This is a genomic window from Pseudomonas sp. Emmai (genome assembly GCF_055179735.1).
Genome location: NZ_CM143685.1, coordinates 6255001 through 6267332, shown reverse-complemented (window position 1 = coordinate 6267332; position 12332 = coordinate 6255001). Strand labels below are relative to the sequence as shown.

At 59.0% G+C, this 12332-nt stretch carries 13 protein-coding genes (1 of these 13 running past the window's edge); 8 read left to right on the top strand and 5 right to left on the bottom strand.

From position 1 onward, the window contains the following. Positions 1-39: 39 nt before the first annotated feature. The 4 genes from ACY4LX_RS28760 to ACY4LX_RS28745 all read right to left on the bottom strand — a co-directional run bounded on the left by ACY4LX_RS28760 (position 40) and on the right by ACY4LX_RS28745 (position 3364). On the bottom strand, positions 40-840 hold the full coding sequence (locus ACY4LX_RS28760) for a Crp/Fnr family transcriptional regulator (protein WP_463258485.1): 801 nt from the start codon (positions 838-840) through the stop codon (positions 40-42). Positions 841-855: 15 nt separating this feature from the next. Continuing rightward, positions 856-1128 (bottom strand): TfoX/Sxy family protein, encoded by a 273-nt coding sequence (locus ACY4LX_RS28755; protein WP_007971093.1) that lies wholly within the window; start codon positions 1126-1128, stop codon positions 856-858. A gap of 243 nt (positions 1129-1371) precedes the next feature. After that, positions 1372-1716 (bottom strand): pentapeptide repeat-containing protein, encoded by a 345-nt coding sequence (locus ACY4LX_RS28750; protein WP_149661078.1) that lies wholly within the window; start codon positions 1714-1716, stop codon positions 1372-1374. Positions 1717-1807: 91 nt separating this feature from the next. After that, complete coding sequence (locus ACY4LX_RS28745; RefSeq protein ID WP_463258484.1) at positions 1808-3364, bottom strand: bifunctional aminoglycoside phosphotransferase/ATP-binding protein; 1557 nt, start codon at positions 3362-3364, stop codon at positions 1808-1810. Positions 3365-3482: 118 nt separating this feature from the next. Here ACY4LX_RS28745 and mrcB point away from each other — a divergent pair, with 118 nt between their 5' ends. From mrcB to ACY4LX_RS28730, 3 genes are read left to right on the top strand one after another with little or no spacing between them, the layout of a single operon-like run. After that, positions 3483-5807, top strand: coding sequence for a penicillin-binding protein 1B (mrcB, locus tag ACY4LX_RS28740; protein ID WP_463258483.1), 2325 nt, complete (start codon positions 3483-3485; stop codon positions 5805-5807). A 16-nt stretch (positions 5808-5823) separates the two neighbouring features. Further along, positions 5824-6561 carry a tetratricopeptide repeat protein gene (locus ACY4LX_RS28735; RefSeq protein ID WP_463258482.1) on the top strand — a complete coding sequence of 246 codons (738 nt, stop codon included), beginning with the start codon at positions 5824-5826 and terminating at the stop codon, positions 6559-6561. Further along, positions 6561-6896 carry a YqcC family protein gene (locus ACY4LX_RS28730; RefSeq protein ID WP_149418325.1) on the top strand — a complete coding sequence of 112 codons (336 nt, stop codon included), beginning with the start codon at positions 6561-6563 and terminating at the stop codon, positions 6894-6896. The genes ACY4LX_RS28735 and ACY4LX_RS28730 overlap by 1 nt, the downstream gene beginning before the upstream one ends. A 108-nt stretch (positions 6897-7004) precedes the next feature. Here the strand turns inward: ACY4LX_RS28730 and ACY4LX_RS28725 are convergent, their stop codons facing one another. Further along, positions 7005-7427 (bottom strand): DUF4124 domain-containing protein, encoded by a 423-nt coding sequence (locus ACY4LX_RS28725; RefSeq protein WP_463258481.1) that lies wholly within the window; start codon positions 7425-7427, stop codon positions 7005-7007. Positions 7428-7828: 401 nt separating this feature from the next. Between ACY4LX_RS28725 and ACY4LX_RS28720 the strand changes: the two genes are divergently transcribed. The 5 genes from ACY4LX_RS28720 to msrP form a co-directional block, all read left to right on the top strand. Further along, positions 7829-9553, top strand: coding sequence for an acetolactate synthase 3 large subunit (locus tag ACY4LX_RS28720; protein WP_429512486.1), 1725 nt, complete (start codon positions 7829-7831; stop codon positions 9551-9553). Between the two features lie 2 nt (positions 9554-9555). After that, positions 9556-10047, top strand: a complete 492-nt coding sequence (gene ilvN / locus ACY4LX_RS28715) for an acetolactate synthase small subunit (RefSeq protein WP_003176102.1) — start codon at positions 9556-9558, stop codon at positions 10045-10047. A gap of 48 nt (positions 10048-10095) precedes the next feature. Next, positions 10096-11112 carry a ketol-acid reductoisomerase gene (ilvC, locus tag ACY4LX_RS28710; protein ID WP_123404988.1) on the top strand — a complete coding sequence of 339 codons (1017 nt, stop codon included), beginning with the start codon at positions 10096-10098 and terminating at the stop codon, positions 11110-11112. A 144-nt stretch (positions 11113-11256) separates the two neighbouring features. After that, complete coding sequence (pssA, locus tag ACY4LX_RS28705; RefSeq protein WP_133837741.1) at positions 11257-12114, top strand: CDP-diacylglycerol--serine O-phosphatidyltransferase; 858 nt, start codon at positions 11257-11259, stop codon at positions 12112-12114. Between the two features lie 63 nt (positions 12115-12177). Next, a protein-coding gene (gene msrP / locus ACY4LX_RS28700) for a protein-methionine-sulfoxide reductase catalytic subunit MsrP (protein ID WP_463258480.1) crosses the window boundary here: on the top strand, positions 12178-12332 show its 5' end (the start). It continues 859 nt past the right edge of the window; the window shows 155 of its 1014 coding nt (coding positions 1-155); the start codon lies at positions 12178-12180; the stop codon falls past the right edge of the window.

Here is a 12332-nt window from a genome sequence, read left to right as displayed (position 1 = left end):
TATTCCAAATTAGCCTGTAGGCCCCGAAATCATTGGGCTTCAGCCTGAAGCTTTAACTGCGCTCAGTTGGGTGACCTGCTTGTTCAACAGATCAATGCGCCGCGCCATGCTCTCGATCAGGCTGTGGGCGATCTTCGGATTGTTTTGCGTCAGGCTCAGAAACTGGTCCTTGGGAATCAGCATCAATGTGCAAGGTTCATTGGTGATCACGCTGGCGTTGCGTTTCTCGCCGGTGAACACCGCCATGGCGCCGAAAATCTCATCCTTGGGCACATCGCCGACTTTATGGCCGTCGACAAATGCTTCTGCGTGGCCTTCGATGATGACGAACACATGGTCGGCCTCATCGCCCTGCCGGATCAGCACTTCGCCGCTGGGCACGCGCTGAAAGCCGTGGGTGCTGCGGTACTCGGGTTGTTTCAGGCGGGCGACCGCGTCGTACAGCAGGGCGGTCTGGCCGACCAGGTATTGCAGCAATAGCTCCGAGCGCTGCGGCTCGGCATAAATATGCTGAAACACCTCGACGCGCAGATAAGGCATCAAGGACAGCGGGCCATCGCTGCGCAAGCGGCAATGCGGCAGCGCAACATCCTGGCGCAGACCAACCAGATCGCCTTCATGCAAATAGAACAAGGGGCGATGGTCGACGCAGCCATGTAACAGGCCGTTGTCGAGCAAAAACAGCTGATTGCCGGGCAGCAGCGTCGCGAGGTCGTCGACGGCAGCAAACTCCAGCGCCGGGCCGCAGGGTGATAACCCCTCCAGCAACCGCGCGGGCATGTTTTGCAGTCGATTGATCAGCGTGTCGGCGTAAACCGGTTGTTCCCCGAGCAGATACATGGCGATGGCGCCTGTTCAATTCTTGTGGCGTGAAGAGATGGCTTCCAGTTGTTTGTTCAAGGCTTCCTTGCGTTCAGCGGGAATGTCGTTCCAGTGCACGTCCATCAGGGCGCCTTCGATTGCATACAGCAACACCTTCGACGCCCGGAACCCGCGTGTGCGCACGGCCCGATAAGCATCGACCGCCCCCAGGCGACGCAAGTCCGAGGCGCTGTGGATGCCCACGGCATGCAGCCACTGTGCCGACGTCTTGCCAAGATTCTTCAGGTGTTGCAGTTCATCATTCATCAAGCCTCCTTGCGACAGCCGAACGGTGCGTGGGCGAGCCTTTGAGGAGTGTAGCCATCAGTAGGAAAAGCGTGATTGTTTGGTCGGTTTCGAGGCAAAAGCTTCTAAGAGGAAAGCGCTTGGCGCGCAAGAATGGTCTGCGGACGCAGTAGGAGAAGGTGCAGGGAAGCAGTGATTACGGCAGATAACGCGCGGCGTCCAGCGCAAGGCGAGAGCGCTGGACTTGTCAGGTGACGGTCGTTTTTAGCGGGTGCGGTAACGCAGGCGTGTACCGAAGTTCATCGACATCAGGATCTCGTCGGCACTCAGCTCTGGCGGAAAGTAAGCGCCGGAGATCTGCGCATGGGCCAGGCTCGCACCTTCCAGGGACGCATTGCGAAAGTCGATACCGCGCAGGTCGGCGGAACGGAAGTACGCATCGGTAAAGTCGACGCCATCGGCATTCAACTCACGCAGGTCGAGACCTCGGAAGTCGCCACCGACCATGTCGATCGGGCCGTCCACCGGGCGTTCCTTGTTGAAACCTGTGATGTCATCTTTGTGCAGCAAGGCATAAAGCGGGGTGTCGAGAAGTTTCGGCTGGCTCATGTCACATCACCTGTTGGTTTTATGACGCCAGTATAGTGCCACTATTTGACAGCCGTGAAGCCGGCGAAGGCTCCACGGCTGAAATAGTTTCTTACAGGCCTGGCATGCGTTGGCGAATCTGCGCCACCACCGTGTCGAGGGTCCCGCTTTCATTGGTCTGAACGCGCTTGCTGCAGAGAATCTCGGCGGGCGTCAGCGCTTCGCGACTGGCTTGCTGGTCGGCGATAACGGCCAGGTTGGCGTCGGACGGATCCGTTTTATCTGCCTGACGCAGGGCCAGCCAGGTTTCGATCACGGCTTGCGGCGCATTGCAGTCCAGAATCAGGAACGGTGCACCGGTGGCTTCGGCAATTTTCGCCGCGCCGTCACGCTGGTCACGCTTGAGATAGGTGGCATCGATCACCACCGGGAAACCGGCGCGCAGGATTACCGAGGCGATGTCATGCAGGCGGGTGTAGGTCGCAGCGCTGGCGTCAGCGCTATAGATGCCGGCATGGGGATCGTTCTGCACGGTTTGCTCGCCGAACAGGCGTTTGCGTTCCACATCCGAGCGCAGGCGCACGGCGCCCAGTGCTTCCACCAGACGCATGGCCACGCGGCTCTTGCCGACCGCGGAAACACCGTGGGTGATGGCCAGGAAACGCGAAGGAATGGTGCTGTAGCTTTCCGCCAGGTTGGCGTAGTTGCGGTACTGGCGCAGCGTGGTGGCGCGCTGCACTGGATCGGCCTCGGCCGGCATGCTGAACAGGCTGACCTTGGCGCGAACCAATGCGCGGTAGGCTTTATAGAAGTTCAGCAGCTCAAGGCCCTGGTAATCGCCGGTCAGTTCCAGGTATTGACTGATAAAACGGCGCGCCAGGCTTTTCAGGCCGCGATCTTCCAAGTCCATCGCCAGGAAGCCAGTGTCGGCATAGACGTCGGTGAAGCGGAACGGCTCGTTGAATTCGATGCAGTCGAAGATCACGACCTTGTCGTCGATCACGGTGGCGTTGCCCAGGTGAATGTCACCATGGCATTCGCGGATGAAGCCTTCGGACTTGCGTTGGGCAAACAGCGGCTTCAGGCGTTCGAAGCTGCTTTCGGCCCAGGCTTGCAGGGCGTCGAGTTGCAGCAGGTCGGCCTTGTCGCTGAGGAACGGACGAATCTGCTCGAAGTTTTGGCGCACTGGTGCCATCACGGCGTCCGGGGTGCCGGCTTCGTGTTCGGCCGGTACTTTCGGCGCGGTGAGGTGGAATTGCGCGATTTGCGCGGCCATCTCATCGATGTGCGCAGTGGTCAGTTCACCGTTGGCTTGCAGGGTGCTGAGCAACTGGCTTTGCGGGAACTGGCGCATTTTCAGGGCGAAATCGACGACCGGGCCGTCACCGCCCAGTTGCGGGGCTTCGACGCTACCGGTAATTGGCAACACTTCCAGATACAAATCGTTAGTCAGACGCTGGTTCAGGCGCAGCTCTTCGCCGCAGAAATGTTCACGCGCATCGAGGCTGGTGAAGTCGAGGAAGCCGAAATTCACCGGTTTCTTCACTTTATAAGCAAAGGGACCCGTGAGGATGACCCAGGAGATATGAGTCTCGATGACCCGGAACCCTTCGACGGGATGCGGGTAGAGGGCCGGGTTTTGCAGGGCGGCGATCAGGGACTGGCTCACAGGCGATCCTTCAGAGTCTGGGGAAAATTCACGGCCGCCATTATGGCCGCAAGTCCGGCTGACGCAAACCTCGGCGAGCGCCTGTTGAGTATGAATAAAGTGCGTATAATCCGCCGCCATGACTCGTACTCGATCCCCTCGCAGCAAAAAAAAACCACCTTCCAAGGGCCTTAGCCCGTGGTTGAGCTGGGCCATTAAACTCAGCCTGGTCGGCCTCGTCGTGCTCGCCGGGTTCGCGGTTTACCTCGACGCGATTGTCCAGGAGAAGTTCTCCGGCAAGCGCTGGACCATTCCGGCCAAGGTGTACGCCCGCCCGCTTGAGCTGTTTACCGGCCAGAAGCTGAGCAAGGACGACTTCCTCACCGAACTCGATGCCTTGGGCTATCGACGCGAAGCCGTGAGCAACGGCCCCGGCGCTGCGGCGGTCAACGGCAATACCGTCGACCTGAATACCCGCGGCTTCCAGTTCTATGAAGGCATGGAGAAGCCCCAGCCCGTGCGGGTTCGGTTCTCCGGCGACTATGTGGCCGAACTCTCGGCGACCAACGGTTCGAAGCTGTCCGTGGTGCGCCTTGAGCCGCTGATGATCGGCGGGATTTACCCGAAAAACCTCGAAGACCGCATCCTGATCAAGATCGATCAGGTTCCGCCGTACCTGCTGGAAACCCTGGTTGCCGTTGAGGACCGGGACTTCTATCACCACTGGGGCGTATCGCCGAAGTCGATTGCCCGGGCCGTCTACGTCAACACCTCTGGCGGCAAGATGACCCAGGGTGGCAGTACGCTGACGCAACAATTGGTCAAGAACTTCTACCTGACCAGCGAACGCAGCCTGACCCGCAAGCTCACCGAAGCCATGATGGCGATGTTGCTGGAACTGCATTACGACAAACGGGAAATTCTTGAGGCTTACCTCAATGAAGTATTCGTCGGTCAGGATGGCCAGCGCGCCGTGCACGGTTTTGGTCTGGCCAGTCAGTTCTTCTTCGGCCAGCCGTTGTCCGAGTTGAAACTGCATCAAGTCGCCTTGCTGGTGGGCATGGTCAAGGGGCCGTCCTATTACAACCCGCGCCGCAATCCTGAGCGTGCGCTGGAGCGGCGCAACCTGGTACTCGATGTGCTTGAGCAACAGGGCGTTGCCACGGCCGAGCAAGTTGCTGCGGCGAAGGCCATGCCGTTGGGCGTGACCACTCGCGGCAAACTGGCTGACAGCTCGTTCCCGGGCTTTATCGATCTGGTTAAACGTCAACTGCGCGAAGACTATCGCGACGAAGACTTGACCGAAGAAGGCCTGCGGATCTTCACCAGTTTCGACCCGATCCTGCAGATGAAAGCCGAAGCGTCGGTCAACGACACCTTTAAACGCCTGGCCGGACGCAAGGGTTCGGATGACGTCGAAGCGGCCATGGTCGTGACCAACCCGGAAACCGGCGAAGTCCAGGCCATGATCGGCAGTCGCCAGGCGAGTTTTGCCGGTTTCAACCGGGCGCTGGACGCGGTGCGGCCGATCGGCTCGTTGATCAAGCCGGCGGTGTACCTGACCGCACTTGAGAAGCCAAGCCAGTACAGCTTGACCAGTTGGCTGTCGGACGAACCCTTCTCGGTGAAGGGCGCGGACGGTCAGGTCTGGAAACCGCAGAACTATGATCGCCGCTCCCATGGCACGGTGTTCCTGTATCAAGGGCTGGCGCATTCCTACAACTTGTCGACGGCGCGTCTCGGGTTGGAACTGGGCGTGCCGAATGTCCTCAAGACCCTGGCGCGGCTGGGCGTGACTCGTGAGTTTCCGGCGTTCCCGTCGATGCTGTTGGGGGCGGGTGGCCTGACGCCGATGGAAGTGGCGACCATGTACCAGACCCTGGCCAATGGCGGTTTCAATACGCCGATGCGCGGGATTCGCAGCGTGCTGACGGCCGAGGGCGAGCCACTGAAGCGTTATCCGTTCCAGATTCAGCAGCGGTTCGATCCGGCGTCTATTTTCCTGATCCAGAGCGCGATGCAGCGGGTCATGCGTGAAGGTACCGGCAGCTCGGTCTACAACGTGCTGCCGAAAACCCTGACGCTGGCGGGCAAGACCGGGACCAGTAACGATTCCCGTGACAGCTGGTTCGCCGGTTTCAGCCAGGATTTGCTGGCGGTGGTCTGGCTGGGGCGCGACGATAACGGCAAGACACCGTTCACCGGTGCCACCGGCGCGTTGCAGGTCTGGACCAGTTTCATGCGCAAGGCTGACCCGCTGCCGTTGGACATGCCGCAGCCAGACAACATCGTCCAGGCCTGGGTTGATTCGCGCACCGGGCAAGGCTCTGACGCCAACTGCCCAGGTGCGGTGCAGATGCCGTATATTCGCGGCAGCGAACCGCCTCCCGGCGCCGCTTGCGGTGGGGAAACCCCTGCTTCCGGCGAAACGGTGATGGATTGGGTCAAGGGCTGGATGAATTAAGCAAAGAGGGTTTCACGTGAACAAGTGGTTGATTCCAGCGGTTACCGCCGTAGCTTTGCTCAGCGGTTGTTCCTCCGTACAGCGCGGTTCGATCCCGGTTGTGGATTCCGGCAGCGCGGTGTCGAACAGTGAACGGATTCAGGCGAATGGTGGTTTCCGCCAGACGACTGTGAAACGTCCTGCACAAGGCCAGCCTCAGGCGATCCCGCAAGGTGATACCGGCGTGGTAGTGATGGTGCCAGGTGGTGGCGCCGTGAGCTCGGCACCGATCAGCACTTCGCCGATCACGCCTGGCCCGATTACCCCGGGTCCGATTGATACGTCGCCGGTCCAGTCCGCGCCGATCAATCAAGGCAGCTACAGCATGCCGTCGGCGCCGACCGGGATTCCATCCGCCAGTACCGGCGGTGGTTTGTCTGCCGACGAGCAACTGGACGGTCCCGTGTTGGCGTTGCTGACCACCGCGCAACAGCAACAGTCCGGTGGCGACCTTAACGGCGCGTCTTCGAGCTTGGAGCGTGCCCAGCGTGTTGCACCCCGTGAGCCGCAAGTGCTTTATCGCCTGGCGCAGGTGCGCATGGCCCAAGGCGACGCGCCGCAGGCCGAGCAGTTTGCCCGGCGTGGTCTGACGTTCGCCAATGGCCGTCCGGACCTTCAAGCCAGCCTGTGGGAACTGATCGCTCAGGCTCGTGAGAAACAGGGCGACTCCGCCGGCGCCGCACTGGCCCGTCAGAAGGCCAAGGTTTCGCTGTGATGGATGCACGTTTCCCAAAGATTGCCGAGCAGTTGCTGCTGATCGAGCGTGAGCTGCGGATTCAGGGCTGGTGGGACGAGGTTTCGCCGAGTGCTGAAGCGTTGTCCAGTGTCGAGCCGTTTTCGGTCGACACCCTGGACTTCGAGCAATGGCTGCAATGGATCTTCCTGCCGCGCATGAAGGCGATCCTCGAACAGGATCTGCCTTTGCCCAATGCGTCGGGCATTCAGGAGATGGCCGAGATGGTCTTCGCCGCGCGCAATGTCCAGGGCAAGGATCGGCAGCTTCAGGTCTTACTCAAAGAGTTCGACCTGCTGATCACCGCCTCCCGCTGACACCGTCCCCGTGTAGGCGCGAAGCTTGCTCGCGAAGGCTGCATAACATTCAGCACATTTGTTGGATGTTATGCCGCCTTCGCGAGCAAGCTTCGCTCCTACAGGTTTCTATTGGCAGTTATCGGCGATTTGTTTCTGTGCTTCGGTCATGCGCTCCTGACGCGTCTGGTCAGTCAGGCGGCGCATCTCACCGTCAATTTCTTCCCGTAGTCGCGGATTGTTCTGCAGTTTGGCAAGGTTGGTTCGTGCCTGCTCACAGAACACCTTGAGCTGGGCCTGCTGCTCGGCGACCTGCTTTTTCACGTTCTTATCGATGGCCTGTTGATCACCCAGCACATTGCTGCGTTCCGGCGCGGGCGATTTGCCGGTGGACGGGGCGGGCGTCACCACGGTGGTCGCTTGCTGGTCTTGGGGCGGCTGGGCATCGAAGTGAGTCACGCCCTGGGCGTCGACCCACTTGTAAATCTGCGCGGCCATGCACAAAGGGCTCAGGACGATCAGCAGACCGGCGGTGAAGAAGAAGGTACGCATGCCATTTCCTTGTCAAAAGTTGCGCAATTGAAGCTAACACACACGCGGTTTACGGGTTTTTTCTTGCGTTCTCATGTGCTTACTCACAATAAAGCACATAGACGACTTGACTTGCAGGGGACGAAACAGAAGAATCCAAAGTCCGCTGTAGAGGGACTGCCAGAAGCAGACCCACTCGGTAGATCATGAGGCGCATACCCGCGCCGACCTGTTACACCCGCAACGCGTTACCTCGCGCTGGGTGGGAAAGGCCCGCAACACTTGGGACGATCCCAATACTTGCTCAGTCAGTGCTGACGTAGTCGGCGACCACCGTCGCTCATGCTCTGCCGAGAAGTAAACCTATTAAGACCCGTCCTCTTGTGAGTGGACGGTATTCTGGCGTTTTAGAGGTGAACAACGTGGAGCTTTTATCTGGCGGTGAGATGCTCGTCCGCTTTTTGCGTGACGAAGGCGTCAAATATATCTACGGGTACCCGGGTGGTGCTCTTCTTCATGTCTACGATGCCCTGTTCAAAGAACCGGAAGTGACCCACATCCTGGTTCGTCACGAACAAGCGGCGACCCATATGGCTGACGGCTATGCCCGTGCCACCGGTAAAGCCGGCGTGGTACTGGTGACTTCCGGTCCTGGCGCAACAAACGCCATCACCGGGATCGCCACCGCCTATATGGACTCCATTCCAATGGTGGTCATTTCCGGCCAGGTGCCTAGCACCATGGTAGGTACCGACGCGTTCCAGGAAACCGACATGATCGGTATCTCCCGGCCGATTGTGAAGCACAGCTTCATGATCAAGCACGCTTCGGAAATCCCGGAAGTCATGAAGAAAGCGTTCTACCTGGCGCAATCCGGTCGTCCGGGCCCGGTCGTGGTCGATATCCCGAAAGACATGACCAACCCGGCCGAGAAGTTCGAATACGTCTTCCCGAAAAAAGCCAAGCTGCGTTCCTACAGCCCGGCCGTTCGCGGTCACTCCGGGCAAATCCGCAAGGCAGCCGAAATGCTCCTGGCGGCCAAGCGTCCGGTGATGTACGCCGGCGGCGGCGTGATCCTCGGTGGTGGCTCCGCGCCGCTGACCGAATTGGCGAAGATGCTCAACCTGCCAGTGACTAATACCCTGATGGGCCTGGGTGCCTACCCTGGCACCGACCGTCAGTTCATCGGCATGCTCGGCATGCACGGCAGCTACACCGCCAACCTGGCGATGCACCATGCGGACGTGATCCTCGCCGTCGGTGCGCGTTTCGATGACCGCGTGATCAACGGCCCGGCGAAGTTCTGCCCGAATGCCAAGATCATCCACATCGACATCGACCCGGCTTCGATTTCCAAGACCATCAAGGCCGACGTGCCTATCGTCGGTCCGGTGGAGAGTGTCCTGACCGAAATGGTCGCGATCCTCAAGGAAATCGGCGAGACCCCGAACAAGGAGTCCGTGGCCAGTTGGTGGAAGCAGGTGGATGAGTGGCGCGGTGATCGCGGCCTGTTCCCTTACGACAAGGGCGACGGCAGCGTCATCAAGCCGCAGACCGTGATCGAAACCCTGTGCGAAGTGACCAAGGGCGATGCCTATGTCGCATCGGACGTGGGCCAGCACCAGATGTTCGCCGCGCAGTACTACAGGTTCAACAAGCCGAACCGTTGGATCAACTCCGGCGGACTGGGCACCATGGGCTTCGGTTTTCCGGCGGCCATGGGCATCAAGTTGAGCTTCCCGGATGCCGACGTCGTCTGTGTAACGGGTGAGGGCAGCATCCAGATGAACATCCAGGAACTGTCCACCTGTCTGCAATATGGCTTGCCGGTGAAAATCGTCATCCTGAACAACGGTGTTCTGGGGATGGTTCGCCAGTGGCAAGACATGAGCTACGGCAGCCGTCACTCGCATTCCTACATGGAATCGTTGCCTGATTTTGTCAAGTTGGCAGAGGCCTATGGTCACGTCGGCGTGCGCATCACCGAATCGAAAGATTTGAAGACGAAGATGGAAGAGGCGTTCGCCATGAAGGATCGTCTGGTGATCATCGATGTTTCGGTCGACACCAGCGAGCACGTCTACCCGATGCAGATCAAAGACGGCTCCATGCGCGATATGTGGCTGAGCAAGACGGAGCGTACTTAATCATGCGGCACATTATTTCCTTGCTTCTGGAAAACGAACCCGGCGCTCTGTCTCGCGTAGTCGGCCTGTTCTCGCAGCGCAACTACAACATCGAAAGCCTGACCGTGGCCCCGACCGAAGACCCGACTCTGTCGCGACTGACGTTGACCACTGTTGGTCATGACGAAGTGATCGAGCAGATCACCAAGAACCTGAACAAACTGATCGAAGTGGTCAAATTGGTCGACCTGTCGGAGAGTGCTCACATCGAGCGCGAACTGATGCTGGTCAAGGTCAAGGCCACCGGCGCCCAGCGCGCCGAGATCAAGCGCACTACCGATATTTACCGTGGGCAGATCGTCGATGTCAGCGCCAGCGTGTATACCGTTCAACTGACCGGTACCAGCGACAAGCTCGACAGCTTCATTCAGTCCATCGGCACTGCGTCGATCCTGGAAACCGTCCGTAGCGGCGTAACCGGTATTGCTCGCGGCGACAAAGTACTCAGCATCTAAACCAAATTAGCGAATGGCCTGAACGGCCTGGATATATAGGGGAATTTCATGAAAGTTTATTACGAAAAAGACTGCGACCTGTCGATCATCCAGGGCAAGAAAGTTGCCATCATCGGTTACGGTTCCCAGGGTCACGCTCAAGCGTGCAACCTGAAAGACTCCGGCGTTGACGTTACCGTCGGCCTGCGTAAAGGTTCGGCCACTGTTGCCAAGGCCGAAGCCCACGGCCTGAAAGTGACTGACGTTGCTTCCGCTGTTGCTGCTGCCGACCTGGTCATGATCCTGACCCCGGACGAGTTCCAGTCTGCTTTGTACAAGAACGAAATCGAGCCGAACATCAAGAAAGGCGCCACCCTGGCCTTCTCCCACGGCTTCGCGATCCACTACAACCAGGTTGTTCCGCGTTCCGACCTCGACGTGATCATGATCGCGCCGAAAGCACCGGGTCACACCGTGCGTTCCGAGTTCGTCAAAGGCGGCGGTATCCCTGACCTGATCGCTATCTACCAGGATGCGTCGGGCAACGCCAAGAACGTTGCACTGTCCTACGCTGCTGGCGTTGGTGGCGGTCGTACCGGCATCATCGAAACCACCTTCAAGGACGAGACCGAAACCGACCTGTTCGGCGAACAAGCCGTTCTGTGTGGTGGTACCGTTGAGCTGGTAAAAGCCGGTTTCGAAACCCTGGTTGAAGCTGGCTACGCGCCGGAAATGGCCTACTTCGAATGCCTGCACGAACTGAAGCTGATCGTTGACCTCATGTACGAAGGCGGCATCGCCAACATGAACTACTCGATCTCCAACAACGCTGAATACGGCGAGTACGTGACCGGCCCGGAAGTCATCAACGCCGAATCCCGTCAGGCTATGCGCAACGCCCTGAAACGTATTCAGGACGGCGAATACGCCAAGATGTTCATCAGCGAAGGCGCGACCGGCTATCCTTCGATGACCGCCAAGCGTCGTAACAACGCCGCTCACGGTATCGAAATCATCGGCGAGCAACTGCGCTCCATGATGCCGTGGATCGGTGCCAACAAGATCGTCGACAAAGCCAAAAACTAAGTCGCTGTCTTGTACGGAAAACGCGGCCTAGGCCGCGTTTTTTCGTTTGGATCGCCGGTTCTGGTATAAAGCTGCATCGTTTGCGGCCGAACCGTCGTCCCAGACACCTGTCGAAACTTTCCACCCTGTTGCAAGGTAATGTCCATGAGCGAACGTCCCGAAGAGCCAAACCAGGCTCCTGACGCCGAAAGTCTGCTGCCCATCGATGAGCACATCGAAGAAGGGCATGACGCTGAAGGTCGTAAAGTCCGGCATCGTGGTATCTATCTTCTGCCGAATCTGTTCACTACTGCGAACCTGTTCGCAGGGTTCTATTCCATCATCAACTCGATGAGTGCCCAGGCTGCCTTGAGCGCCGGTGACTCGGTCGGTGCGAGCAAGTACTTTGCGTTTGCTGCCATCGCCATTTTCGTGGCCATGGTGCTTGACGGTCTCGACGGCCGCGTTGCGCGCATGACCAATACCCAGAGCGCCTTCGGTGCCGAGTACGACTCGCTGTCGGACATGGTTGCCTTTGGTGTGGCGCCGGCGTTGCTGGCGTTCGGTTGGGCGTTGGGTGACATGGGCAAGGTCGGCTGGATGGTTGCCTTCATCTATGTCGCGGGCGCGGCGTTGCGCCTGGCGCGGTTCAACACTCAAGTTGGTACAGCGGACAAACGCTACTTCATTGGCCTGGCGAGTCCGGCGGCTGCCGGTGTGGTCGCGGGGATTGTCTGGGCGTTCAGTGATTACGGCATCCAGGGCTCCAAGATGTCGTTCCTGGTGGCGTTGATGGTAGCGGCGGCCGGCATGCTGATGGTCAGCAACATCAAGTACAACAGCTTTAAGGAGCTGGACTTGAAAGGGCGCGTTCCTTTTGTAGCGATCCTGGCCGTCGTGCTGGTGTTTGCCGTGGTCTTCAGTGATCCGCCGCGCATTCTGTTGCTGGTGTTCCTCGGCTATGCAGCCTCGGGCCCGGTTCAGTATCTGTTGCGTCTTCGTCGGCACAAAAACGCCGAGTGATGTAATTTCCCTCATACTCCGCAGTCTGTTGGTGCATCTGTTCTCCAATGCTGCGGAGTAGCCATGCTGATCAAAGTCCCCAAAACGTCCGACTGCCATGAGTCGGACATTACGCCTGAATCTTTCTATCTATCCCGTCGTAATGTACTCGGTGCTGCCGTGGCCGGTTTGGCTGTGGGCGGTCTTCCTCGCTGGGCCAGTGCTGACGAGGTTGCACG